24 protein-coding genes are annotated in these 22792 nt (G+C 68.4%); 6 read left to right on the top strand and 18 right to left on the bottom strand.

The window, feature by feature from the left end; all coding sequences use genetic code 11:
* Nucleotides 1-43: 43 nt before the first annotated feature.
* Together NED98_RS05330 and rnd are read right to left on the bottom strand one after the other, a co-directional pair.
* Nucleotides 44-331 (bottom strand): I78 family peptidase inhibitor, encoded by a 288-nt coding sequence (locus NED98_RS05330; protein WP_265268330.1) that lies wholly within the window; start codon nt 329-331, stop codon nt 44-46.
* Nucleotides 328-1506, bottom strand: coding sequence for a ribonuclease D (rnd, locus tag NED98_RS05325; RefSeq protein WP_265268331.1), 1179 nt, complete (start codon nt 1504-1506; stop codon nt 328-330). The genes NED98_RS05330 and rnd overlap by 4 nt, the downstream gene beginning before the upstream one ends.
* Nucleotides 1507-1573: 67 nt before the next feature.
* Between rnd and aspS the strand changes: the two genes are divergently transcribed.
* Nucleotides 1574-3373, top strand: coding sequence for an aspartate--tRNA ligase (gene aspS / locus NED98_RS05320; protein ID WP_265268332.1), 1800 nt, complete (start codon nt 1574-1576; stop codon nt 3371-3373).
* A gap of 163 nt (nt 3374-3536) precedes the next feature.
* Nucleotides 3537-4307: a polyphosphate kinase 2 family protein gene (locus tag NED98_RS05315; RefSeq protein ID WP_265268333.1), complete on the top strand. Its 771-nt coding sequence runs from the start codon at nt 3537-3539 to the stop codon at nt 4305-4307.
* Between the two features lie 87 nt (nt 4308-4394).
* Here NED98_RS05315 and NED98_RS05310 read toward each other — a convergent pair whose 3' ends face one another.
* On the bottom strand, nt 4395-5027 hold the full coding sequence (locus NED98_RS05310; RefSeq protein WP_265268334.1) for a carbonic anhydrase: 633 nt from the start codon (nt 5025-5027) through the stop codon (nt 4395-4397).
* A gap of 53 nt (nt 5028-5080) precedes the next feature.
* Between NED98_RS05310 and lipA the strand changes: the two genes are divergently transcribed.
* Together lipA and NED98_RS05300 are read left to right on the top strand one after the other, a co-directional pair.
* Nucleotides 5081-5998 carry a lipoyl synthase gene (lipA, locus tag NED98_RS05305; RefSeq protein ID WP_179511791.1) on the top strand — a complete coding sequence of 306 codons (918 nt, stop codon included), beginning with the start codon at nt 5081-5083 and terminating at the stop codon, nt 5996-5998.
* The gene (locus NED98_RS05300; protein ID WP_265268335.1) at nt 5985-6482 is read left to right on the top strand and encodes a type II toxin-antitoxin system RatA family toxin; all 498 of its coding nucleotides are present in this window, start codon (nt 5985-5987) and stop codon (nt 6480-6482) included. Before lipA ends, NED98_RS05300 begins: the two co-directional genes overlap by 14 nt.
* Here NED98_RS05300 and NED98_RS05295 read toward each other — a convergent pair.
* The 3 genes from NED98_RS05295 to NED98_RS05285 all read right to left on the bottom strand — a co-directional run bounded on the left by NED98_RS05295 (nt 6404) and on the right by NED98_RS05285 (nt 8801).
* Nucleotides 6404-6946, bottom strand: a complete 543-nt coding sequence (locus NED98_RS05295; RefSeq protein ID WP_265312148.1) for a CinA family protein — start codon at nt 6944-6946, stop codon at nt 6404-6406. The genes NED98_RS05300 and NED98_RS05295 overlap by 79 nt on opposite strands.
* Nucleotides 6943-7488 (bottom strand): hypothetical protein, encoded by a 546-nt coding sequence (locus NED98_RS05290; RefSeq protein ID WP_265268337.1) that lies wholly within the window; start codon nt 7486-7488, stop codon nt 6943-6945. Before NED98_RS05290 ends, NED98_RS05295 begins: the two co-directional genes overlap by 4 nt.
* A gap of 188 nt (nt 7489-7676) precedes the next feature.
* Nucleotides 7677-8801, bottom strand: a complete 1125-nt coding sequence (locus tag NED98_RS05285) for a bifunctional 2-C-methyl-D-erythritol 4-phosphate cytidylyltransferase/2-C-methyl-D-erythritol 2,4-cyclodiphosphate synthase (protein WP_265312147.1) — start codon at nt 8799-8801, stop codon at nt 7677-7679.
* A gap of 256 nt (nt 8802-9057) precedes the next feature.
* Between NED98_RS05285 and NED98_RS05280 the strand changes: the two genes are divergently transcribed.
* Complete coding sequence (locus tag NED98_RS05280) at nt 9058-10347, top strand: MFS transporter (RefSeq protein WP_179511787.1); 1290 nt, start codon at nt 9058-9060, stop codon at nt 10345-10347.
* A 146-nt stretch (nt 10348-10493) separates the two neighbouring features.
* On the opposite strand, the gene rsmD is transcribed toward NED98_RS05280, so the two are convergent.
* Together rsmD and NED98_RS05270 are read right to left on the bottom strand one after the other, a co-directional pair.
* Complete coding sequence (gene rsmD, locus NED98_RS05275; RefSeq protein WP_265312146.1) at nt 10494-11033, bottom strand: 16S rRNA (guanine(966)-N(2))-methyltransferase RsmD; 540 nt, start codon at nt 11031-11033, stop codon at nt 10494-10496.
* Nucleotides 11030-12022, bottom strand: coding sequence for a pseudouridine synthase (locus NED98_RS05270; RefSeq protein WP_265312145.1), 993 nt, complete (start codon nt 12020-12022; stop codon nt 11030-11032). Before NED98_RS05270 ends, rsmD begins: the two co-directional genes overlap by 4 nt.
* Nucleotides 12023-12130: 108 nt before the next feature.
* On the opposite strand from NED98_RS05270, the gene NED98_RS05265 reads away from it, so the two are divergent.
* Nucleotides 12131-12562: a response regulator gene (locus NED98_RS05265; RefSeq protein WP_179511784.1), complete on the top strand. Its 432-nt coding sequence runs from the start codon at nt 12131-12133 to the stop codon at nt 12560-12562.
* A 121-nt stretch (nt 12563-12683) separates the two neighbouring features.
* Here NED98_RS05265 and NED98_RS05260 read toward each other — a convergent pair whose 3' ends face one another.
* From NED98_RS05260 to NED98_RS05215, 10 genes are all read right to left on the bottom strand, one after another.
* Nucleotides 12684-13115: a DUF6628 family protein gene (locus NED98_RS05260; RefSeq protein WP_265312144.1), complete on the bottom strand. Its 432-nt coding sequence runs from the start codon at nt 13113-13115 to the stop codon at nt 12684-12686.
* A gap of 60 nt (nt 13116-13175) precedes the next feature.
* Nucleotides 13176-14525: a bifunctional folylpolyglutamate synthase/dihydrofolate synthase gene (locus NED98_RS05255; RefSeq protein WP_265312143.1), complete on the bottom strand. Its 1350-nt coding sequence runs from the start codon at nt 14523-14525 to the stop codon at nt 13176-13178.
* A 9-nt stretch (nt 14526-14534) separates the two neighbouring features.
* A complete protein-coding gene (gene accD, locus NED98_RS05250; protein ID WP_265312142.1) occupies nt 14535-15389 on the bottom strand; it encodes an acetyl-CoA carboxylase, carboxyltransferase subunit beta in 855 nt (284 codons plus the stop codon).
* Complete coding sequence (gene trpA / locus NED98_RS05245; protein ID WP_265312141.1) at nt 15386-16186, bottom strand: tryptophan synthase subunit alpha; 801 nt, start codon at nt 16184-16186, stop codon at nt 15386-15388. The genes accD and trpA overlap by 4 nt, the downstream gene beginning before the upstream one ends.
* Complete coding sequence (trpB, locus tag NED98_RS05240; RefSeq protein WP_265312140.1) at nt 16183-17394, bottom strand: tryptophan synthase subunit beta; 1212 nt, start codon at nt 17392-17394, stop codon at nt 16183-16185. Before trpB ends, trpA begins: the two co-directional genes overlap by 4 nt.
* A 258-nt stretch (nt 17395-17652) precedes the next feature.
* A complete protein-coding gene (locus tag NED98_RS05235) occupies nt 17653-18294 on the bottom strand; it encodes a phosphoribosylanthranilate isomerase (protein ID WP_265312139.1) in 642 nt (213 codons plus the stop codon).
* A gap of 263 nt (nt 18295-18557) precedes the next feature.
* Nucleotides 18558-19232 carry an orotidine-5'-phosphate decarboxylase gene (gene pyrF / locus NED98_RS05230; RefSeq protein WP_179511777.1) on the bottom strand — a complete coding sequence of 225 codons (675 nt, stop codon included), beginning with the start codon at nt 19230-19232 and terminating at the stop codon, nt 18558-18560.
* Nucleotides 19229-19537, bottom strand: a complete 309-nt coding sequence (locus NED98_RS05225; protein ID WP_179511776.1) for a lipopolysaccharide assembly protein LapA domain-containing protein — start codon at nt 19535-19537, stop codon at nt 19229-19231. Before NED98_RS05225 ends, pyrF begins: the two co-directional genes overlap by 4 nt.
* 144 nt (nt 19538-19681) lie before the next feature.
* The gene (locus NED98_RS05220; protein ID WP_265268347.1) at nt 19682-21979 is read right to left on the bottom strand and encodes a patatin-like protein; all 2298 of its coding nucleotides are present in this window, start codon (nt 21977-21979) and stop codon (nt 19682-19684) included.
* On the bottom strand, nt 21976-22671 hold the full coding sequence (locus tag NED98_RS05215) for an endonuclease/exonuclease/phosphatase family protein (protein ID WP_265268348.1): 696 nt from the start codon (nt 22669-22671) through the stop codon (nt 21976-21978). Before NED98_RS05215 ends, NED98_RS05220 begins: the two co-directional genes overlap by 4 nt.
* Nucleotides 22672-22792: the final 121 nt, after the last annotated feature.

Raw genomic sequence — 22792 nt, 5'->3', positions numbered from 1 at the left:
CCCCCCCCTTTGTTCAAGGGAGGGGAGAAGGGGGTGTCGCTGGCTATCCGCAGCTGATGCTCCGCACGATATTCCGCTCGCCGATCATGATGTTGAGCCGGTCGGCGCGGAAGTCCATCGTCGCGGCCTGCCCCGGATAGAGCACGCGGACGCTGCGCGCGCCCGACATGTGCCGCGCACGGCGCTGGAGATCGGGACGGTAGGGCGCCCCCACGAAACGCTGAACGGCATCGGCGCGGCACTGGCGCACCGGGCCGGGCATCCCCGGCCGATCGTCGACACAGCCGACCAGCGCAATCAGCGGCAGGACGGCAAAGAGGGCCTTGGTCATACGGCATTCCCCTCGGTTCGCGTCATTTTGAGCCTGCCGCCCTGAACCGCGAAACCCAATCGGCCCTCGACCAGATCAAGCGCGTCATGCCCGAACTGGTCATAACGCCAACCCGTTAGAATCGCTAGACCTTCCCGCTGGCCGGCGGCGAGCGCCTCGAGTTCCTCGCCGCGTGCGAGCAGCCGCGGCGCGACGTCGATATCGCGCGCGCGGATCTTGAGCAGCAGCTTGAGCAGATCGGCGACCAGCGCGCCTTCCTTGCCCAGCCCGGGCTTGCGATCGTCGCGCGGCGGCATCTCGCTCGCCGACATCGGCTGCGCCTCGGCGATCGCGGTCATCAGGCGCTTGCCGATATCGTTCGCCGCCCAGGTCGCGGAAAGCCCGCGGACCCGCGCAAGATCGGGCTGTTTCTTCGGCGGATGCCCGGCGAGATCGGCGAGGGTCTCGTCCTTGACGATGCGGCCGCGCGGCAAATCCTTGGCGCGCGCCTCCATCTCGCGCCAGCGCGCGATCGCCTTCAATCGGCCGAGCACATCGGGCTTGCGGCCGGAGATGCGCACGCGCTTCCACGCCAGCTCGGGATCGTTGGCGTAATTGGCGGGATCGGCGAGCCGTTCCATCTCCTGATCGAGCCACGCGCCGCGCCCGGTCTTCTTGAGCCGTTCGAGCATCCGCGGGAAGATCTTCGACAGATGCGTCACGTCGCCGATCGCATAATCGACCTGGCGCTGATCGAGCGGGCGGCGCGACCAGTCGGTGAAGCGCGCGCCCTTGTCGATCTGGATGCCGAGCCAGCTGTCGACGAGGTTGGAATAGCCGATCTGCTCGCCCTGGCCGAGCGCCATCGCCGCGACCTGGGTGTCGAACAGGGGATGCGGGGTCTTGCCGGTGAGATTGTAGATGATCTCGAGATCCTGCCCGCCGGCGTGGAACACCTTGAGCACCTCCTCATTGTCGACCAGCAGGTCGAGCAGCGGGGAGAGATCGAGCCCCGGCGCCTTGGGGTCGATCGCCGCCGCTTCTTCGGTGTCGGCGATCTGGATCAGGCACAGCTCGGGCCAATAGGTGCTCTCGCGCATGAACTCGGTGTCGACGCAGACGAAGGGGGCGTTGGCGAGGCGCGCGCACAGGTTGGCGAGCGTCGCGTTATCGGTGATCAGCGGGTGAACATGCATAAGTCGCGCCCCATAGCCCCACGCGCGCGCCTTGACAAAGCGGGGATGGAAGGGGAGGGCGCGGCGCATGCACGCATATCGTTCTCACACCTGCGCCCAACTCTCCGCGTCCAACGTTGGAGACAGTGTCCGTCTTTCCGGCTGGGTCCACCGCAAGCGCGATCATGGCGGCGTGTTGTTCGTCGACCTGCGCGATCATTACGGCATCACCCAGATCGTCGCGGATAGCGATTCGCCCGCGCTGCCGGTGCTCGAATCGCTCCGCGCCGAATCGGTCGTCACGATCGACGGCCATGTGAAGAAGCGTTCCGACGCGACGATCAACACCAACCTCGCGACCGGCGAGATCGAGGTGTTCGCCACCGCCGTCACCGTCCAGTCGGTGGCGCAGGAGCTGCCGATGCCGGTGGCCGGCGAGGCCGAATATCCGGAAGAAATCCGCCTGCGCTATCGCTTCCTCGATCTGCGCCGCGAAACGCTCCACGCCAATATCATGCTGCGTTCGGCGGTGATCGCCTCGATCCGGCGGCGGATGATCGATCAGGGGTTCACCGAGTTCCAGACCCCGATCCTCACCGCGAGCAGCCCGGAGGGCGCGCGCGACTATCTTGTGCCGAGCCGCGTCCACCCCGGTAAATTCTACGCGCTGCCGCAGGCGCCGCAGATGTTCAAACAGCTCCTCATGGTCGCGGGCTTCGATCGCTATTTCCAGATCGCGCCGTGCTTCCGCGACGAGGATGCGCGCGCCGACCGGTCGCCGGGCGAATTCTACCAGCTCGATTTCGAGATGAGCTACGTCACCCAGGAAGACGTGTTCGCCGCGATCGAGCCGGTGCTCCACGGCGTGTTCAGCGAGTTCGCCGACTGGCAGGGCAAGGGCCGCACGGTCAGCGCCTTGCCGTTCCGCCAGATTCCGTATCGCGAATCGATGCTCAAATACGGCAACGACAAGCCCGATCTCAGGAACCCGATCCTGATCTCCGACGTGTCGGAGCATTTCGTCGGCTCGGGCTTCGGCCGCTTCGCCTCGATCGTCGAGGCGGGGGACGTGGTGCGCGCGATCCCCGCGCCGGGCACCGCCGAGAAGAGCCGCAAGTTCTTCGACGACATGAACGCCTGGGCGCAGTCCGAAGGGTTCGCCGGGCTCGGCTATGCCACCCGCAAGGGCGGCGAGTGGGGCGGCCCGATCGCCAAGAACCACGGCGAGGACAAGATGAACGCGCTCGCCGATGCGCTCGGCCTCGGGCCGGACGACGGCTTGTTCTTCGCCGCCGGCAAGGAGGCGCAGGCCGCCAAGCTGGCGGGCCTCGCGCGCACCCGCGTCGGCGAACAGCTCGACCTCATCGACAAGAGCCGGTTCGAATTCTGCTGGATCGTCGATTTCCCGATGTTCGAATATGACGAGGACAACAAGAAGATCGACTTCAGCCATAACCCGTTCAGCATGCCGCAGGGCGAGCTGGAGGCGCTGGAGACCAAGGATCCGCTCGATATCCTCGCTTATCAGTACGATATCGTGTGCAACGGCGTTGAGCTGTCGTCGGGCGCGATCCGGAACCACCGGCCGGAGATCATGTACAAGGCGTTCGAGATCGCGGGCTATACCCGCGAGGATGTCGACACGAACTTCGCGGGCATGATCAACGCGTTCAAGTTCGGCGCCCCGCCGCACGGCGGCTCCGCGCCGGGGATCGACCGCATCGTCATGCTGCTCGCCGATCAGCCCAATATCCGCGAGGTGATCGTCTTCCCGATGACGCAGAAGGCGGAAGACCTGATGATGGGTGCGCCGAGCTTCGTTTCCGCGAAGCAGCTGCGCGAACTCAACCTGCGCTCGACCGCCGAGGGCGTGCCGACCGCGGGCTAAAACCTTCCTCGTCATGCCGGGCTCGACCCGGCATCCAGAGTCACAGGCCGTATCGCTCGTCGCTCTGAATGCCGGATCAAGTCCGGCATGACGGTAGAAGGCTCTGATTCGCCTCGATAACCGGGGGCTGGCGCTGCGCGCGATTTCGCGGCAGGTTGCCGCCATGATCGATCTCGCCGATTACGAAAAGGGCAAGCCCTACAAAGGCAAGTATAATCGCGATCTGGCGGCGCTGCAGGAGCGGCTCAACCATATCCTCGTCGCGCATATCGTCCACCAGCGGCCCGCGGTGGTGATGCTCGAAGGCTGGGACGCGGCGGGGAAGGGCGGGATCATCCAGCGCCTCGTCGAGCGGTGGGACCCGCGGCATTTCGAGGTTTATCCGATCAGCGCGCCGACCGAGGAGGAAAAGGCGCATCCCTTCCTCTGGCGCTTCCGCCGGCATCTGCCCGAGCCGGGGGACGTCACGATCTTCGACCGCAGCTGGTATGGCCGCGTGCTGGTCGAGCGGGTCGAGGGGTTCGCGACGCGCGCGGAATGGCGACGCAGCTACAGCCAGATCAACGATTTCGAGACGCGGCTGATCGAATCGGGGACGACCCTGGTGAAATTGTTCATCCATGTCGGGCAGAAGGAGCAGGACAAAAGGCTGCGCGACCGGCTCGAGGATCCGTGGAAGCGCTGGAAGACCGGGCCGGAGGATTATCGCAACCGTGCCAAACGCGCCGCCTATCTGGAGGCGATGCACGAGATGTTCGAGCGCACCGATACCGCGATCGCGCCGTGGCACGTGATCGACGGCAACGACAAGAAAGCAGCGCGGATCGCGGCGCTCACCGTGGTGGCGGATGTGCTTTCCGCCAATGTCTCGATGGACCCGCCTGCGCTCGATCCCGAATTCGAACGCATCGCGCGCGAGGCGCTGAAGGGGTAACCTCCAACCACCCCGGCGCAGGCCGGGGCCCAGCATCGGGCCGGTCGTGACTGAACCCCGGCCTGCGCCGGGGCGGTAATCGGGGGATCACACCGCCGGCGCGAATTCCCCGTCGTCGCCCATTACCCACAGCACCCCGCCGCGGATCGAGAACCACGCGCCGTGGAGCGCCAGCCGGCCCTCCGCCTCCGCCTCGCGCACGCACGGGAAGCTGCGCAGATTGGCGATGCTGACGCGGACGGTTTCCAGCTCCAGCTGGTGCGCGGCTTCGTCGCCGGTGCCATATTGCGCGACGATCCGGTCGCGTGCCTCGTCGAGCATGTCGATCCAGCGCGCGATGAACCCGCCTTCGCCCGGCTTGGCATCGGTGAAGCGCCCGGTGAGCGAGGCGTGGACGCCGCCGCAGGAGCCGTGGCCCATCACGACGACTTCCTCGACCTTGAGCTGGGTCACCGCGAATTCCAGCGCCGCCGACACGCCGTGCCGCCCGCCGCCGAGCTCGAACGGCGGGACGAGGTTGGAAACGTTGCGGACGACGAAGATCTCGCCCGGCGACACGTCGAACACGGTGGCGGGATCGGTGCGGCTGTCGGAGCAGGCGATCACCATCACCTTGGGGCTCTGCCCCTGCGACAATTCGGCCCAGCGATCACGCTGTTCGACCCAGCCATGTTCGTGGAAACGCCGGTATCCGGCGACGAGATCGGTGAAGACGGTCATGCGACGCTCTTATCGCGTTGTTTCGCGGGAGGGCAGTCGCTATTTGCACGCGCATGAACGAGATTTCCCCCGTCGCCGCGCCGCGCCAGCGCAAGCCTGACTGGATCCGGGTGAAGGCGCCCACCTCGATCGGGTTCGCCGAGACCAAGGGGTTGATGCGCCGGCTTAATCTCGCGACGGTGTGCGAGGAGGCGGCCTGCCCCAATATCGGCGAGTGCTGGACCAAGAAGCACGCGACGGTGATGATTCTCGGCGACACCTGCACCCGCGCCTGCGCCTTCTGCAACGTCAAGACCGGGATGCCGCGCGCGGTCGATCCGCTCGAGCCCGAGCATGTCGCGGTGGCGGCGGCCGAACTGGGGCTCGAGCATATCGTCATCACCTCGGTCGACCGTGACGATCTGCCCGACGGCGGGGCGTCGCAATTCGTCAAGGTGATCCAGGCGTTGCGCCGCAACACCCCCAATACGACGATCGAGATCCTGACCCCCGATTTCCGCAACAAGGCGCAAGCCGCGGTCGAGTCGATCGTCGAGGCGCGGCCCGACGTCTACAATCACAATCTCGAAACCGTCCCGCGGCTCTATCCGACGATCCGCCCCGGCGCGCGCTATTACGCCTCGCTGCGCCTCTTGGAGAGCGTCAAGCGCCACGATCCGTCGATCTTCACCAAATCCGGGGTGATGCTCGGGCTCGGTGAGGAGCGGCTCGAAGTGCATCAGGTGATGGACGACATGCGCTCCGCCGACATCGATTTCCTGACGATGGGGCAATATCTCCAGCCGACCCCGCGGCATGCGAAGGTCGCCGAATTCGTCACCCCCAAGGCGTTCGACGCTTATGCCGCGATCGCGCGGGCGAAGGGCTTCCTGCTCGTCGCCAGCTCGCCGCTGACGCGTTCCAGCTATCACGCCGGCGACGATTTCGCGAAGATGAGGGCAGCGCGCGAGGCGCAGCTTGCCAAGGCATAAGGAAACCCGCCGGCTTCCCTATACGCCGGAGCAGATGTTCGATCTGGTGGCGGATGTCGCGCATTATGCCGATTTCCTGCCGTGGGTCGTCGCGATGCGGGTGCGCAGCGACACCGCGACCGAGACGGTCGCGGACATGATCGTCGGCTTCAAGGGGCTGCGCGAGACCTTCACCTCGCGCGTGGTGAAGCAGCGGCCGGTGTCGGTCCACGTCGACTATGTCGAAGGGCCGCTCAAATATCTCCACAACGATTGGGGGTTCCGCCCCGATGGCGACGGTTGCCTGGTCGATTTCTCGGTCGACTTCGCGTTCAGGAACCGCGTGTTCGAGGCGATGGCCGGGCAGGTCTTCGCCGCCGCGCTGCGCCGGATGATCGGCGCGTTCGAGGAGCGCGCCGCGGTGCTTTACGGTGCCGGATCGACGGCGGGCGGCGGCACGGGCTCGGGCGGCATCAGCAAGTCGAGCGCGACCAGCGCGGCCTGAAGCCGCACCCCGCCACGGCCGAGATCGCCGAACTGGTGCTTGTCCGCCACCACGTCGGACGGATCGCCGCCGCGCTCGGCGCGCGCGAACACCACGGTGCCGACCGGCTTCTTTTCCGATCCGCCGCCGGGCCCGGCGACTCCGGTGATCGCCACCGCGACATCGGCCTGAGTCGTTTCGAGTGCGCCCTGCGCCATGCTCCACGCCACCGCGATCGAAACCGCGCCGAAGGTTTCGAGCACGTCGTTGCTGACGTTGAGCAGCCCGAGCTTGGCCTCGTTCGAATAAGTGACGATCCCCGCCTCCAGGACATCGGACGAACCGGGGATTTCGGTCAGCGCGGCGGAGACGAGCCCGCCGGTGCAGCTTTCGGCCACGGCGATGCGACGTCCGGCGGCGCGATTGGCTTCGACGACGCGGACAGCCGCGGCAACGAGCTCTGAGGGGAGAATATTGTCGGTCATGATTTAGCGGCTGCACATACCGGAAGGTCGGGAACCCCGGCAACCGGCTTCCCGCGTGCCTTGCGCGCCTTGAGATATTGCAGCGTCGCGACGATGATCCCGGCGGTGTTGCGCGCGGGCAAGGGCTCGAGCAGCGTCACCAGCCGGTCGATCGTCGGGCAATCCGCCGGCTGGATGCGGCCGACGACCTGCGGCGCGAACAGCGAGGTGAGCAGCGGCCGCGCATAATCGGACTGGAGCAACGCATCGACCGCCGGGTCGCTGAGCCGCACGATCGCGGCGCGCGCCGCCGGCCAGGCGGCGTCGGCCGCGGCCTGATAGCGTTGCAGGAAGGCGCTCGACGGGCGGCGCACGAGGCTCGACGGCGGGAGCGCGGTGCATATCCGCCCGGTCTCGCGGATGATATCGGGCATCGCGACCAGCGCGATCGCCTCGGCGTCGGCCGGGGTGAGGCAGGGGGTCTGCGCGGTGGCGACGGTCGGCACGGCGATCAGAACGAGCGCGGCGAGGGTGCGTTTCAGCGCGGCACGCGCAAACGTCATCCCGTTCGCGCTGAGCTTGTCGAAGGGCTTTCCTAACACCCTCGTCACCCCGGCCTTGAGCCGGGGTCCATCGGGAGGCAAGCACGGAGCAAGAGGCTCCTGCCGCTGAGCGCGGGGCATGATGGATCCCGGCTCAAGGCCGGGATGACGGAGGTTCGGCGGCACGGGCATCTGCCCCGCGACGGTGGTCACCACGTCGCTCCCGGCAGATCGACCGTTACGATCGCCTGCGCCGCAATGCCTTCGCCGCGCCCGGTGAAGCCGAGTCGCTCGGTCGTGGTGGCCTTTACGCTGACCCGCTCGACCGGCAGCGCGAGCAGTTCGCCGATCCGCGCGCGAATCGTATCGCGATGCGGGCCGATCTTGGGCGCCTCGCACATCAAGGTGAGATCGACGAAGGTCACGCGGCCGCCGCGCGCCTCGACCAGCGACAAAGCGTGGCGCAGGAACTGCCCCGATTCGGCGCCGCGCCACTGCGGGTCGCTCGGCGGAAAATGCATCCCGATATCCCCCGCCGCGATCGTCCCGAGCAACGCGTCGGTGATCGCGTGGAGCGCGACATCGGCGTCGCTGTGCCCCGACAGGCCCTGATGATGCGGAATCAGCACTCCGCCGAGCCACAATTCCTCGCCGTCGGCGAGCCGATGCACGTCGAAGCCGAGCGCCGAGCGCGTCTCGCGGCCCAGCCGCGCCTCGGCGGCGGCGATGTCCCCGGGGTAGGTGATCTTTTCCAGCATCGTATCGCCCTGCACCAGCGCCACCGATCCGCCAAGCGCGCGGACCATCTGCGCATCGTCGGTCGCCTCGCCGCCGCGCCACGCGCGATGCGCCGCCGCGAGCGTCGCGAAGCGGAACGCCTGCGGCGTCTGGACGCGGCGCAGCGCCTCGCGCGGCACGTTGGCGCCGTCCGCGTTCACCAGGGTATCGGCGACCGGCAGCACCGGCACCGCGCCGTCATGCGTCGCCAGCGCGGCGATCAGCCGGTCGATCACCGCGGCGGACAGGAACGGGCGGGCGGCGTCATGGACCAGCACAAGATCGGCACCGTCGAGCGCGGCGAGCCCGGCGGCAACCGATTCGCGCCGCGTCGCCCCGCCGGTGACATGACGCGCGCCGGGCACCGCGGCGGCGAGCAATGCCTCCTGCCCGGCGCCGATCACGACGAGCACCTCGTCGATCGCGGGATGATCGCCGAACGCCTGATGGCTCCACGCCAGCATCGCGCGGCCGGCGAGCGGCGCATATTGTTTGGGTAAGGCCGCGCCGGTGCGCTCCCCCTTGCCGGCGGCGACGATCAACGCGACGGTTTTCATGGCGCGGCGCCCTAGGGGCTAAAAGCGTCGGGGGCAATGTCGGGAGAAAATCCGGGGCGGCCTGACAGGGAAGGGGCCGCCCCGTAGTTCAGGGAACGGCCGGGAAAAGGGAAGACCCGGCCAGGTCGACGCCGAGGGGACGTCGTCGACGATTGCCGAGCTAAACGAAGGATGTTGCGGCAATGTGTCGGCGCTGTGCGATCGTGTTTCGATCGCGAAATGTTGACGCGCCGTCGCTGAGCGGGGATGGAAAGCGATGACCACGGCCGCATCGACCCGCCGCATCCTGATCGCCAGCCTCGTCGGCACGACGGTCGAATTCTACGATTTCTATATCTATGCGACCGCCGCGGCGCTCGTCTTCGGTCCGTTGTTCTTTCCGGCGGAGAGCGCCTCGGTCCAGCTTCTGTCCTCTTATGCCAGCCTGGCGGTGGCGTTCATCGCGCGGCCGGTGGGGGCGTGGGTGTTCGGGCATTATGGCGACCGGATCGGGCGCAAGTCGACGCTCGTCGCCTCACTGATGATGATGGGCGGATCGACGCTGGCGATCGCTTTCCTGCCCACCTACGCCACGATCGGCTGGTGGGCGCCGCTGATCCTGTGCGTCCTGCGGTTCGGACAAGGCTTCGGGCTCGGCGGCGAGTGGGGCGGGGCGGCGTTGCTGGCGGTGGAGAATGCGCCGGCAGGGTGGCGCGGACGGTACGGCATGGTGCCCCAGCTCGGGGCGCCGCTCGGCTTTATCGCCGCCAACGGGCTGTTCCTGCTGATCGGGGTGATGATGACCCCGGCGGACTTCATGGCCTGGGGCTGGCGGGTGCCGTTCCTGCTGTCGGTCGTGCTGGTCGGGCTGGGGCTGTGGGTGCGGCTGCGCATCGCCGAGACCCCCGCCTTCGCCAAGATGCTCGAGGAAGGCCCGCCGCCGACGGTGCCGATGGGCGAGCTGCTGCGCGATCACTGGCGGATCGCGCTGGGCGGGACGTTCGGCGCGGTGGCCTGTTTCGCGGTCTATTATATCGCGACCGCCTTTGCGCTCGGTTATGCGACGACGACGCTCAAGATCGACCGGCAGGTGTTCCTGGCGATCCAGCTCGGGGCGATCCTGTTCATGGGGGTCGGGATCACGCTGTCGGGCATCTGGGCCGATCGCACCTCGCCCGCGCGGGTGCTGACCTGGGGGTGCGTGGGCGCGATCGTCGCGGGGTTCCTGCTCGCGCCGGGGCTCGGCTCGGGGTCGCTGGTAACGATCTTCGTCGTGCTGTCGTTCGCGCTGCTCGTGATGGGGTTCGTCTACGGCCCGCTCGGCGCGTGGCTGCCGGGGCTGTTTCCGGCGCGGGTGCGCTATACCGGGGTGAGCCTGTCGTTCAACATGGCGGGGATCCTCGGCGGCGGGCTGACCCCGGTGGTGGCGCAATGGCTGTCGCAGCGCGGCGGCGGGCTCGGGTCCGTCGGGCTTTATCTCGCGGCGGCGGCGGTGATGAGCCTGATCGCATTGCTTGCGCTGCGCCCGCGTCGCGGCGTTGCGCCGATGGCGGTCGAGGGGCCGTAACGCTTCACCGCTCGGGCTGAGCCTGTCTTATCTTCGCGCGGAAGAAGGGCAGCCCTTCGACAAGCTCAGGGCGAACGGGAGATGTTGGGGTGGCCGCTCAGCCACACATTCCTCGTCATCCCGGCTCAAGGCAGGGGTGACGGGGGTCAGGCGAGCCGCAGCAGCGTCAGCCGCGCCTTTCCGTGGACCCGCTCGGCGTCGATCTCGAATCCGCCGACCGCGACCTTCTCGTCGCGTGCGGTTTCGATGCTGACCCAGGTCCCCGCGCCGATCCAGCCGAGCCGCGCGAGCCGGTCGAGCGCGACATTGCCCGCGCCGGTGCCGTAGGGCGGGTCCATCATCACCAGATCGAGCGCGGCCGGCGCGGGGCCGAGCGACAGCACCGATGTCGCGCGGACATCGGCGCCGGTCGCGCCGAGCTTGGCGATATTGGCGCGCAACGCATCGAGCGCGGGCTTGTCCTGCTCGACGAAAAGGCAGCGCGCGGCGCCGCGCGACAGCGCCTCCAGCCCCAGCGCACCCGATCCGGCGAACAGATCGGCGACCGCCAGTTCCTCGAAACTGCCAATGCGGCTGGCGAGCATCGAGAACAACGCCTCACGCGTGCGGTCGGCGGTGGGGCGGGTGGTGTCCCCCTTGGGCGCGACGAGCGGGCGGCCGCGCCATTGGCCGGCGATGATCCTCATTTGCGCGGCCTCGCCGGGCCGGAACGCGGCTTGGGCTTGGCCCAGCCAGCCTTGCGCTTGGGGGGCTGCGCGGGGCGCGCGCGGGTCGCCGGCGCCGCCGCTGCCGGTGCGGCTTCTTCACGGGGTTTGGCGATCGCCGACGCGCCATGTGGCCGCGGTTTGGCGGCGGCGCGGGGCGGTCGGCTGCCGCCGCCCGATGCGGTCACCGTGATCGCCCCCGGCGCGGGCGCCTTGCGGTCGAGCGACTGGCGGAAGGCGACCAGATCGTGCTGCTTGACCTCGCCGACCCCGCCGACGGGCAGATCGGCGAGCACGAAGGGGCCGTAGCGCGTGCGGATCAGCCGGTTCACCTCGAGCCCGAGATGTTCGAGCACGCGGCGCACCTCGCGGTTCTTGCCCTCGGTCAGGATCATTTCGATCCACAGATTGGCGCCGGTCCGGCGCTCGATATTGGCGTCGATCGAGCCGTAGCGGATGCCGTCGATCTCGACCCCCTCGATCAGCGCCTCGAGCTGCGGCTGCGACACCTGCCCGAAGGCGCGCGCGCGATAGGCTCGCTCGACCCCAGTCGAGGGCAATTCGAGCTGGCGTTTGAGCCCGCCGTCATTGGTCAGCAGCAGCAGCCCCTCGGTATTGTAATCGAGCCGCCCGACGGGGACGAGTCGCGGCAGATCCCTGGGCAACCGGTCATAGATCGTCGGCCGCCCGCGCGGATCGCGCTCGGTGGTGAGGACGCCGGCGGGCTTGTGGAACAGGAACAGCCGTGGCGGCGGGGTCTCTGCGACCGGCTGGCCGTCGACCGTCACTCCGGCGAGCGAGACGAGCAACGTCGCGGGGGTGTCGATCGCCGCCCCATCTTTGGCGACGCGCCCTTCCGCGATCATCCGCTCGACCTCGCGCCGGGAGGCGACGCCGGCGCGCGCGAGCAATTTGGCGATGCGGTGGACAGGGCGGCCGGTGGGGCGCGGATCGGTCGGTCGGCTGGGCATGAAGCGGCTGATACATCGCTTGCGCGGCGCGCGCGAAAAATTTTGCGCCACTTGCCGATTACCCGCGTTAAGGGGCGCGGGCGTAACCGTCGTATTGTGAGAGTGGCGATGATGTTCGGGCGTAAGAAGCGGCGGATCTCGCGCCTGCTGCTGGTAGAGGATGAGCCGCTCGTCGCGTTCGATGCCGAACATATCCTGAGCGAGGAAGATTATGAGATCGTCGCGACGGTCGATCGTGTCGCCCATGCGGTGCGGATCATCGGCGAGGGGCGCGAGATCGATCTGGTGCTGGTCGATATCGCGCTGACCGACGGCAGCGGGATCGAAGTGGCGCGCGCCGCCGCTGCGCGCGACATTCCGGTGCTGTTCGTCACCGGCAATTGCCCCGGCGACGCCGAGGCGCTGGCGTTCGGCTGCCTCGCCAAGCCTTATTCGCAGCGCAGCCTGCTCGGCGCGATTCGCGCGGTCGAAGCGTCGCTCGACGGCCGCGTGCCGCGGCGGTTGCCGCAGGGTTTCCGCTTGTTCGCGAGGGCTGGCTGACCACAGGCTTTCCGCTGTTTCCCCGTTCGCCCCGAGCTTGTCGAAGGGCGTCCTGGCGTTCGCGAGTGAGGGCCGCCCTTCGCCAAGCTCAGGGCGAACGGAAAAGGGTGAGGCCGGCTGATTATACGCCGATCGGGCGCCCTTCGTCGGCGAAGGCGGCGGCGAGCGCGGCGACGCTCGCCAGCACCCCGTCGGCGCGGCGCAGCCCGAGCAGGTCGGACAGCAGCAGCGCCGCTTTATCGGGCGTGGTGTCGACCTGGCCGATCGCTGCGAGCAACCCCGCCTCGGCGGTCGTCATCCGCGCGCAGCAGCATGGCGCGATCGCGATCGGCATCGCCGCGGACGTAGCGAGATCGGCCATCAGCGCGCGCAGCAGGGTGAGCGGGCGCCGGAAGCCTTCGCGAAACAGCGTGAAGATCGCATGCGCCGCGCGGGCGTCGGCAAGGCCGTGCGCGCCCATGCGCCGCATCGCGAACAACAGCGCGCGTGCATTGGGGCAAAGCGGGAGCGGATGCGGGAGCGCGGCGAGCGGCGCGGTGGCAGGCAGCGACATGGCGGACGATTCTCCTCGTCCGGCGATCTTCGATGTTTCGCTATTGCAAGTCAATCGCAATCAGGTCGGCGATTCGCCGTTGGCCGCGAGCACGCCACCGGCGATGTAGAGCGAGCCGGCGATCAGCACCGATTCGCCCGTGCCGGCCGCGGCGATGAGATCGAGCGCATCGCCGATCGTCTCGGCGGTGGCGGTCGACGCAGCGCCGTGGCGGCGCGCGATCGCGGCGAGCGCCTCGGGCTGGTGGTGGGCGTGGCTCGGCACCGGGACGGCGACGACATGCGTCTCGCCGCGCCGGTTGAGCAAATGGCGGATCACGCCGTCGGCATCCTTGTTGGCGAGCATCCCGATGACGATCGCGGTCGGCGCGTCGCCGCCCCACGATCCGGCGATCGCGGCGGCGGCGGATTCGTTGTGCGCGCCGTCGAGCCACACGCCGTGGCGGCGCTGTTCGGGGCGCAGGCGGCGGGTGAGCGGGCCGTCGCCCAGCCGCTGCATCCGCGCCGGCCAAGTCGCGGTGCGGATGCCGTCGGCGATCGCGGCATCGTCGATCGTTACCGCCTGCTGGTGGCGCAGCATCGCCGCGGCAAGGCCGGCATTCTCCGCCTGACAGGGGCCGGTGAGCGTCGGAACGGGCAGTGCGAGCTCGCCGCGCGTGTCGCGATAAAGGAGGGAATCGCCCGCGGGAGCGATATCCCAGCCCGATCCGCGCGCGATCAGCGGCGCGCCGCGCGCGGTCGCGACCGCCGCGATCGTCGTGGCGACCGAGCGCGGGTAGAGCTGGGTCACGAGCGGGATGCCCGGCTTGGCGATCCCGGCCTTTTCGAAGCCGATCCGGTCGAGCGGGGCGGCGGGTGTGCCGGCCTCCTCGGCGAGCAGGAATGCCTCGTGATCGATCCCGAGCGCGGCGATGCCGCATATCGCGGGGTGCGGGATCACGTTGGTTGCGTCGAGCCGGCCGCCGAGCCCGACCTCGATCACGCAGGCGTCGGCGGGGGTGCGCGCGAAGGCGAGGAAGGCGGCGGCGGTGGTCACCTCGAAGAAGCTGGCGCCGATATCGCCGGCCACGTCGAGCACCTCGGCGAGCAACGGGGCGAGCGCGCGATCGTCGATCAGCCGCCCAGCGACTCGAATCCGCTCGTTGAAGCGCACGAGATGCGGGCTGGTATAAGCATGGACCTTGAGCCCCGCCGCTTCGAGCGCGGCGCGCAGGAAGGCGCAGGTCGATCCCTTGCCGTTGGTCCCTGCGACATGGAAGACCGGGGGCAGGCGCCGCTGCGGATCGCCGACCCGCGCGAGCAGCTCGGTGATCCGCCCCAGCCCGAGCACGTCGGCGCCGGGCGAGAGCGACCACAAACGGTCAAGCTGCGCCTGAACCGCCGGATCGGTCGAGACGGCGTGATCGGCCATTGGTAGTGTTCAGGCCGCGGCGCGCTGGCCGCAGAGATAGCCGATGACCGTCGCGAGCTGCGCGCGCAGATCCTTGCGGTGGACGATCATGTCGATCATCCCGTGCTCGAGCAGATATTCCGAGGTCTGGAAATCGTCGGGCAATTTCTCGCGGATCGTATTTTCGATCACGCGGCGGCCGGTGAAGGCGAGCAGCGCCTTGGGCTCGGCGATCTGGATGTCGCCGAGCATCGCATAGGCCGCCATCACCCCGCCCGAGGTGGGATCGGTCAGCACGACGATATAGGGCAGCCCGGCATCGTGGAGCATCTGGATCGCAACGGTCGAGCGCGGCATCTGCATCAGGCTCAAGATGCCTTCCTGCATCCGCGCGCCGCCCGAGGCGGTGAACACGACATAGGGCGCCTTGTCGGCGATCGCCGCTTCGACCCCCTGGATGAATGCCTCGCCGACCGCCTGGCCCATCGATCCGCCCATGAAGGCGAAATCCTGCACCCCGATGACGACGCGATGGCCGTGGATTGTGCCGCGCGCGTTGATGAAGGCATCGGCCTCGCCGGTCTCGGTGCGCGCCGTCTTGAGGCGATCGGTATAGCGCTTCGAATCACGGAATTTGAGCGGATCCTCGGGCGTGCGCGGGGTGGGCAAAGCGCTCCAGCCGTCGTCGAGCAGCTGGGTGAACCGCGCCAGCGGCCCGATCCGCTCATGATAATCGCAATTCGGGCAGACCGAGAGGTTTTCCTCGAGCTCCTTGGTGAACACCATCTGCCGACACCCCTTGCACTTGTGCCAGAGGTTGTCGGGGGTCTCCTTCTTCGGGACGACCAGCGAGAGGGCGTTGCGGACGCTAGACAGCCAGCTCATTTCGATTCCTTGCGCGCGGCGCGGACCGCCGCGCTCAGCGATTGGATATAGGGGGTAATCGCGCCCGGCGCATCGGCGCCGTGCTTGCCGATCAGCTCGACGATCGCCGAGCCGACCACCACGCCGTCGGCGACGCGGGCGATCGCCTCGGCCTGTTCGGGGGTGCGCACGCCGAAGCCGACCGCCACCGGCAGGTCGGTCGCGGCCTTGAGGCGCGCCACCGCTTCCTCGATCGAGGTCTGCGCGGCCTGTTGCTTCCCGGTGATCCCGGCGACCGAGACGTAATAGAGGAACCCGCTTGCCCCGCCGAGGACGGTCGGGAGCCGCGCGCCGTCGGTGGTTGGGGTGGCGAGGCGGATCAGGTCGACGCCACTCGCGCGCAACGCGGGGCCGAGCGCGGCATCCTCCTCGGGCGGCGTATCGACGCAAATCACCCCGTCGACCCCGGCATCGCGCGCGGCGTTCGCGAACCATGTCGCCCCGCGCCGAAGCATCGGATTGGCATAGCCCATCAGCACCAGCGGCACATTCGGGTGCCGCGCACGGAAATCGCGCGCGATCGTCAGGATATCGGCGGTGGTGGTGCCCGCGCCGAGGCTGCGCAGATTGGCGGCCTGGATCGCGGGGCCGTCGGCCATCGGATCGGTGAAGGGCATCCCCAGCTCGATCACGTCGGCGCCGCCCGTCACGAGCGCGTCGAGGATCGCCGGGGTCGCCGCCGCGTTCGGATCGCCCGCGGTGACGAAACATACCAGCGCCGCGCGATCCTTGGGAAAGGCGTTGGAAAGCCGCGTCATATCTCCACCCCCAGCGCCTCGGCGACGGTGAAGATATCCTTGTCCCCGCGCCCCGAGACATTGACCAGGATCATCGCGTCCTTGCCGTAATTCTTCGCCACCTTTGGCAAGGCGGCGAGCGCGTGGGCGCTTTCCAGCGCGGGGATGATCCCCTCGGTGCGGCAGCAGAGCTGGAACGCTTCCAGCGCCTCGCTGTCGGTGATCGGCAGATAGCGGACGCGGCCGATCTCGTGCAGCCAGCTATGCTCCGGCCCGATGCCGGGATAGTCGAGCCCGGCGCTGATCGAATGCGCCTCGGTGATCTGGCCGTCGTCATCCTGGAGCAGATAGGTCTTGTTGCCGTGGAGCACCCCCGGCGCGCCGCCGGTGAGGCTCGCGGCATGCTGGCCGCTGGCGATCCCGTGCCCCGCCGCCTCGACCCCGATCATCGCCACGCCGGCGTCGTCGAGGAACGGGTGGAACAGGCCGATCGCATTCGATCCGCCGCCCACCGCCGCGATCAGCAGATCGGGCAGGCGCCCGGTGCGCGCGAGCATCTGCGCGCGCGCCTCGGTGCCGATCACGCTCTGGAAATCGCGCACCAGCTCCGGATAGGGATGCGGGCCGGCGGCGGTGCCGATGATGTAGAAGGTGTCGTGGACGTTGGCGACCCAGTCGCGCAGCGCCTCGTTCATCGCATCCTTGAGCGTCTTGGCGCCCGAGGTGACCGGGATCACCTCCGCGCCGAGCAATTTCATGCGGAACACATTGGGCTGCTGCCGCTCGACGTCCTTCGCGCCCATGTAGATGACGCAGGGGATGCCGAAGCGCGCGCAGACCGTCGCGGTGGCGACGCCGTGTTGGCCGGCGCCGGTCTCAGCGATGATCCGCGTCTTGCCCATGCGGATCGCGAGCAGGATCTGGCCGATGCAATTGTTAATCTTGTGCGCGCCGGTGTGGTTGAGCTCCTCGCGTTTCAACCAGATCTGCGCGCCGTCCAGCGCCTCGGTCAGCCGCGGCGCGAAATAGAGCGGGCTGGGGCGGCCGACATAATGTTCGAGCAGTTCGTCGAACTCGGCCTGAAACGCGGGATCGGCCTTGGCGGCGCGATATTCGCGCTCGAGGTCGAGGATCAGCGGCATCAGCGTCTCGGCGACATAGCGGCCGCCGAAATCGCCGAAATGCCCGCTCTCGTCGGGCTGCGCGCGGAAGGAGTTGGGCGTGGTCATCGAGCGATCGCCTTAGGGCCCTAATTCGCTCAGGACAACGCCGTGACGGAGCGGATTTTGGCGCCAGGCAAGGAGCAAGGAGTGAGCGATGTATTTACATCGTGATCGACGCGCGACGCCGCATGGCGCCAAAAGACGCCCGCCGCGGAGCGGTCGCCCGGAGAAGCCCGCTGGACGGCGTCGCTTGCTTGCGCGTAGCGACTGCTACGCGTCTGCGCTGCGCTCCTTGCCAGCGGACTTCTCCGGGCGATCACGGCGTTATCCTGAGCGAATTAGGGCCCTCAGGAATGCGGCGATCTTGTCCACGTCCTTCACGCCGGGGGCGGTTTCGACGCCGGAAGAAACGTCGACGAGCGTGGCGCCGGTGCGGGCGATCGCCTCCGCAACATTGTCCGCATCGAGCCCGCCGGAGAGCGCCCAGGGTAGCGGGTGACGGAAACCGTCGAGCAGCGACCAGTCGAAGCGTACCCCCATCCCGCCGGGGAGCGCGGCATTGTCCGGCGTCTTGGCGTCATAGAGGATGGCGGAGGCGGCACCGGCGACGTCGCGGGCGTGATCGAGATCGGCGCGCGTCTTGATCGCGATCGCGGCCCAGGTAGCCAGCCCGGTGCGGCGCGCCACTTCCGCGATTCGTGCCGGGGCGGTCTTGTGGAATTGCAGAATATCGAGCCGGCCGGCGGCGATCGCCATATCGAGCAGCGCGTCGTCGGGATCGACGAACACCCCGACGCGGTGGACCTGATCCGGGGTTCGCGCCGCGAGCATCCGCGCCTGATCTGCGCTGAGGTTGCGCGGGGAGGGCGGGAAGAAGTTCAACCCGACATGGCTCGCCCCGCCCGCAAGTGCTGCGTCGAGCGTCTCGATCGTGGTCAGGCCGCAAATCTTGGCGGTGGTGGGCATGAGGATTGTCTCTACTCGGTTTGCCTTGGGCTTGCCCCTGCCGTCATGCCCGGCTTGACCCGGCATCCAGAGTAACGAGCGATTCCCTTTGCGGCTCTGGATGCCGGATCACGCCCGGCATGACGATGAAAGCGCAGGCCCGGGAAAGTGCAGGCCCGGGAAAGTGCAGGCCCGACCCTCGTTCGCCCTGAGCCTGTCGAAGAGCTGCCCTTCTTGGCGAGAAAGTGCCGGGTTTCGACAGGCTCAGCCCGAACGGCGTGGGGTCAAAGCGTCGCGCCGATCGCGCGCGCGGCGGCGTCGGGGTCTTCGGCTTGGGTGATCGGGCGACCGACGACGAGGATCGAGGCGCCATTGTCCAACGCCATCCGCGGCGTGACGACGCGTTTCTGGTCGCCCACCACGCTGTCGGTCGGGCGCACGCCGGGGACGACGAAGAAGCCTTTGGGCCACAATCGATGCGCCGCCTTCACCTCCGCGCCCGAACAGACGATCCCGTCGACCCCCGCGCGCATCGCCAGTTCGGTCAGGCGCAGCACCTGATCGTGCGGAGTGCCGGTGACGCCGGTCGCGTCGAGATCGCGCTGGTCGAGGCTGGTGAGCATCGTCACCGCCACCACCTTGGTTCCCGCAGGGGCGGCGGCCTTGGCATCCTCCAGCATCGCGCGGCCGCCCGACGCGTGAACCGTCAGGATCGCCGGCTCCAGCGCGCGCAGCGCCTGCACCGCCTTGGCGACGGTATTGGGGATATCGTGCAGCTTGAGATCGAGGAAGATCGGCAGCCCGAGATCGGCCATCTCGCGCACCCCGGTGCGCCCGTTGGCGGCGAAGAATTCCAGCCCGAGCTTGATCCCGCCGACATGGTGCCGCACCCGTTCCGCGATCGCCTTGGCGCGATCGATATCGGGGGTGTCGAGCGCGACATAGATGCGGTTGCTCACGATGTTGCTCCGGGGGCTGGGTCTTCGGGCGCCGCCGGGGCTGCCGCGGCGGTCGCGGCGCGCAGGTCGGTCAGCGAGCGTTCGGCGGCGGTGAGCCGTTGGCGCAGCCGCCAGCGCATCGCGCGCTGATAGAGCCAGGTCGGCACGAAGCCGATCAGGAAGGTGAGCGCCAGCAGGAAGGGCAGATTCACCTCGGCAACGAGATTGCCGAACAGGCGGATCGTCACCCACTGCCAATTGCCGAAGGTGAACACCGCCGCGATGAACGCGATCAGACACCAGAATAAAAGCTTCAGAAACTGCATTGGCGACCTCCCGCGCGATACGGACTAACCCCGCAAGCGTCGTTTTTCCAGCTTTACTGTCCGGCGTGGGGCGTGTTCCGCGAGCCCTTTCCTCAGCCGTCATTCCCGCGAAGGCGGGAATGACCGGGGTATCGAATTGGATTCTCACCCGATCTCCCGGCGCAATTCCTCGATCAGCGCGGTGGCGGTGTGGAGTCGCGGCGCCTCTTCGTCGAGGATCGCATGGAAGGCGGCGCGCTTGATCTCCGCGACGCGCCCGGGGCGCAGCCGCGCTTCGCCGGCCAGCGTCGACACCGCGATATCGATCATCCGCTCGGCGCCGTGCAGCCGGCCCCAGAGATAGTCGTTCTCGCGATAGGCACGGCTGAAGAACGCGCCGAAGTTGCTGAACTGAATGCCCTTCAGCGTCGCCTCCGCGCCGCCGCCGCGGATCGAGACAGCATCGTCGGGGGCGATGCGATCGACCTGGATCGGATCATATTCGTCCATTCCCTCGCCCTGCAGCAGCGGCAAAGTGGCGACGTCGAAATAGGGAAAGCCGAGATAGCGCAGCAGCAACGCCCGGCGGATATCGCGCGGCAGCGTCGCGAGCGCCTCGGCGAGCCGCTCGTCGGTCTCGGCGTCGAGTTCCTTGAGCCCCATCGATTCGGCGAGATCGTCGAGTAGCGGCCCGGCATCGCCGCTCAGCGCGCGGACCTCGCCGCGCAATGCTCGGTGGGTGCGCGGGTTGCGACAATCGAGATAGGCCGAGAGCGAATGATAGATCGCCTCGCGGATCGGCTGCAGCGTGTCTTCGCTCGCCTCGCTTTCGAGTTCGGTCAGCCGCCGCGACATCAGCCGCAGCCGGCGGATGCGGAAGCCGAGATCGAAGGTGCGCAGGAAGTCGATCGTCACCGCGCTTTCCGCGACCTCGGACGAGGCGGGGTCGTAGCCGCGCGCGACCAGGGCGGTCTCGATCCGGCGGCGGATGCGCTGCCAGCGCTGCGGGCCGGGCTCGCCGCCGACGCCGTGGAGCAACGCGGTGACGCTCTCGATCACCCCGGCGAGCTTGAGATGCGCGTAAGCGGCATAGCCATAGCCCGCCTGCTCGGCCGCGGCGACCTGCGCGCGGCGGCGCCAGGCGGCGATTCGCGCGGCGGTCGGGCGATCGAGGAAGAAGGTGCGACCGAACAGCGCGTCGACCTTCGCCTCCACCTCGGGGCGCACCGCCTGAAGGATCGCGCGCATCCGCGCGATCCGTGCCGAGCGCTCGGCGATCGCGTCGAGATTGTCGCGGATCGGCTGCTTGCGCGGCAATTCGCTGATCGCGCCGAGGATCGTCTGGAAGAAGCCCGGCACGCCGTCGCTGTCGGCCGAAAGGCGGAATTTGTTGCCGGGGGCGGGGTCGATATAGACGAAGCGGCGATCGACCTGCCGCCGCGCCGGACGCTCGTTGAGCGCGTCGATCGCAGGGCGGAAGGGGGCGTTGGCGAGCACCGAGCCGTCGATCAGCACTGCCTTTTCCGCGGTATTCGCCGCCGCCTGGCGCGGGAGCATGCGGTAGAGGAACGCCTCGCGCGTCGGCCAGTCGATCGCGCGGTCGCGCAGCACGCCGTCGAGCTCGGCGACGGTGAACGGCGGGAAGGCGCCGGGGAAGCTGGAGGTGGCGCGCGCTGCGAAGGCGAGTTCGGCGGCGGGCGCGAGCGTCTCGCGCACCTCGCCGTGATCGGTGAAGTGGAGCACCAGCCGATGCTCGGTTTCCAGCACCTCGGGGGGCGAGTGGAGCTGGAGCCGCTCAGGGTGGCCGGTGAAATCGGTGACGGTGACGAACAGGTCGAGCGGTTGTCCGGTCGGCAGCAGCCGCGGCCCGCGCGGCGCGGCGGCCATTGCGTCGAACGCGTCGAGCAGCATCCCGGTGAACCCCGCGCCGCTGAACGGCGGCTCGAACCAGCGCGAGCGGACGAAATGCGACAGCTTGCTCCGCACCTCCTCGCGCGTTTCGGGATCGAGCGCCTCGAGCTTTTCGGCGCTGCGCCCCGCCGCCATCCACGCCAGCGGCATCGCCCAGGCCTTGGAAAAGCGCGAGGCGGGGGCGGCGGCGGCGTCGATCAGGGCCTCGACATCGCCGCGGGTCAGCCACAGATCGGTCAGCGGATCGAGCGACTGGCCCGAGGCGATCGCCTGCGCGAGGAAGATGCCGTTGATCCCGCCCGCGCTGGCGCCGGCGAGGATGTCGGGCAGCACGCGCAGCCGCAGCCCGGCCTCCTCCGCCATTTCGTCGAGCAATGCGGCATAGACCCCGGCGGTGCCGCTGAGCTTCGTGCCGTCGTGGGTCGCGCGGCTGGCGCGGGCGAGGTGCCACACCTCCTTGGTGATGCCGTGCATGTATACGGCGAGGCTGATCCCGCCGTAGCAGACCAGCGCGAGCCGCAATTCCTTCTCGCGGAGGCGCGTATCGCTCATGCCGCGGCGAGATCCGCCCAGATCGGCAGATGGTCGCTCGCCGTCCGCGCCGCCATCGAGTGATGGACGCCGCAATCGACCACCTTGAGGTCCGGCGAAACCATGATCCGGTCGAGCCGCCCCACCGGACGCCGGGCGTGGAAGCTCGGGCCGGTATCGGCGAGCGCGAAATCGCGGCGGAATTCCTTGAGGCACCCCGCCGAGCGGGTCCATTCGTTGAGATCGCCCATCATCACCGTCGGGCGCGGATGCGGGTTGGCGGCGAGATGCGCGAGGATCGCATGCGCCTGCCGCTTCCGCCACAGCCCGGAAAGATCGAGATGCATCCCGACGACGCGGATCGTCGCGCCATTGACCCGAACATCGGCCATGACCGCGCCGCGCGGCTCCAGCGCCGGCAGGTGGATTACCGCGCAATCGACCACCTCGGCTGCCTTGGGCACCAATATCGCATTGCCGTGCCACCCCATCGAGGCGGCGCGCGCGCCGAAATTGACCGGCTTCCACCCGCTATGCTCGTCGATCAAATGCAATGGAATCACGGCCTTGCGTGTGCCGAAGCGGCGATCGGCCTCCTGCAGCGCGACGACATCGGCGTCGATCTCGCGCAGCACTTCGAGCGTGCGATCGGGATTGCGGCGCCGATCGGTGCCGATGCCCTTGCGCATATTGTAGCTCGCGACGCGGATCATGAGACCGAGGGAACGCTTGCGACGGCGATCGGGTTGCCGCTCGCACGGACACCATGAAAGGCGTATAACCTTTGAGAAATAAAAGAAAATTTCTGAGCGATCATCACGGCTTGCCGCGTCG

The organism is Sphingomonas lycopersici (assembly GCF_026130605.1).
In the GTDB taxonomy this organism is placed as follows: domain Bacteria; phylum Pseudomonadota; class Alphaproteobacteria; order Sphingomonadales; family Sphingomonadaceae; genus Sphingomonas; species Sphingomonas lycopersici.
The sequence above is the reverse complement of the archived record's forward strand: the minus strand, read 5'-3'. Positions and strand labels throughout refer to the sequence as shown.

What these genes read in the sequence shown, in the direction of transcription:
- NED98_RS05280 (WP_179511787.1), top strand. Translation starts at nt 9,058, where the DNA reads ATGACCACGGCCGCATCGACCCGCCGCATCCTGATCGCCAGCCTCGTC.
- trpB (WP_265312140.1), bottom strand. Translation starts at nt 17,394, where the DNA reads ATGACCACGCCCAACTCCTTCCGCGCGCAGCCCGACGAGAGCGGGCAT.
- NED98_RS05310 (WP_265268334.1), bottom strand. Translation starts at nt 5,027, where the DNA reads ATGACCGTCTTCACCGATCTCGTCGCCGGATACCGGCGTTTCCACGAA.
- NED98_RS05215 (WP_265268348.1), bottom strand. Translation starts at nt 22,671, where the DNA reads ATGATCCGCGTCGCGAGCTACAATATGCGCAAGGGCATCGGCACCGAT.
- NED98_RS05265 (WP_179511784.1), top strand. Translation starts at nt 12,131, where the DNA reads ATGATGTTCGGGCGTAAGAAGCGGCGGATCTCGCGCCTGCTGCTGGTA.
- trpA (WP_265312141.1), bottom strand. Translation starts at nt 16,186, where the DNA reads ATGACGCGGCTTTCCAACGCCTTTCCCAAGGATCGCGCGGCGCTGGTA.
- NED98_RS05255 (WP_265312143.1), bottom strand. Translation starts at nt 14,525, where the DNA reads ATGGCCGATCACGCCGTCTCGACCGATCCGGCGGTTCAGGCGCAGCTT.
- NED98_RS05260 (WP_265312144.1), bottom strand. Translation starts at nt 13,115, where the DNA reads ATGTCGCTGCCTGCCACCGCGCCGCTCGCCGCGCTCCCGCATCCGCTC.
- NED98_RS05330 (WP_265268330.1), bottom strand. Translation starts at nt 331, where the DNA reads ATGACCAAGGCCCTCTTTGCCGTCCTGCCGCTGATTGCGCTGGTCGGC.
- lipA (WP_179511791.1), top strand. Translation starts at nt 5,081, where the DNA reads ATGAACGAGATTTCCCCCGTCGCCGCGCCGCGCCAGCGCAAGCCTGAC.
- accD (WP_265312142.1), bottom strand. Translation starts at nt 15,389, where the DNA reads ATGAGCTGGCTGTCTAGCGTCCGCAACGCCCTCTCGCTGGTCGTCCCG.
- NED98_RS05270 (WP_265312145.1), bottom strand. Translation starts at nt 12,022, where the DNA reads ATGCCCAGCCGACCGACCGATCCGCGCCCCACCGGCCGCCCTGTCCAC.
- NED98_RS05235 (WP_265312139.1), bottom strand. Translation starts at nt 18,294, where the DNA reads ATGCCCACCACCGCCAAGATTTGCGGCCTGACCACGATCGAGACGCTC.
- NED98_RS05315 (WP_265268333.1), top strand. Translation starts at nt 3,537, where the DNA reads ATGATCGATCTCGCCGATTACGAAAAGGGCAAGCCCTACAAAGGCAAG.
- NED98_RS05290 (WP_265268337.1), bottom strand. Translation starts at nt 7,488, where the DNA reads ATGACGTTTGCGCGTGCCGCGCTGAAACGCACCCTCGCCGCGCTCGTT.
- rsmD (WP_265312146.1), bottom strand. Translation starts at nt 11,033, where the DNA reads ATGAGGATCATCGCCGGCCAATGGCGCGGCCGCCCGCTCGTCGCGCCC.
- NED98_RS05285 (WP_265312147.1), bottom strand. Translation starts at nt 8,801, where the DNA reads ATGAAAACCGTCGCGTTGATCGTCGCCGCCGGCAAGGGGGAGCGCACC.
- rnd (WP_265268331.1), bottom strand. Translation starts at nt 1,506, where the DNA reads ATGCATGTTCACCCGCTGATCACCGATAACGCGACGCTCGCCAACCTG.
- NED98_RS05295 (WP_265312148.1), bottom strand. Translation starts at nt 6,946, where the DNA reads ATGACCGACAATATTCTCCCCTCAGAGCTCGTTGCCGCGGCTGTCCGC.
- aspS (WP_265268332.1), top strand. Translation starts at nt 1,574, where the DNA reads ATGCACGCATATCGTTCTCACACCTGCGCCCAACTCTCCGCGTCCAAC.
- NED98_RS05220 (WP_265268347.1), bottom strand. Translation starts at nt 21,979, where the DNA reads ATGAGCGATACGCGCCTCCGCGAGAAGGAATTGCGGCTCGCGCTGGTC.
- NED98_RS05225 (WP_179511776.1), bottom strand. Translation starts at nt 19,537, where the DNA reads ATGCAGTTTCTGAAGCTTTTATTCTGGTGTCTGATCGCGTTCATCGCG.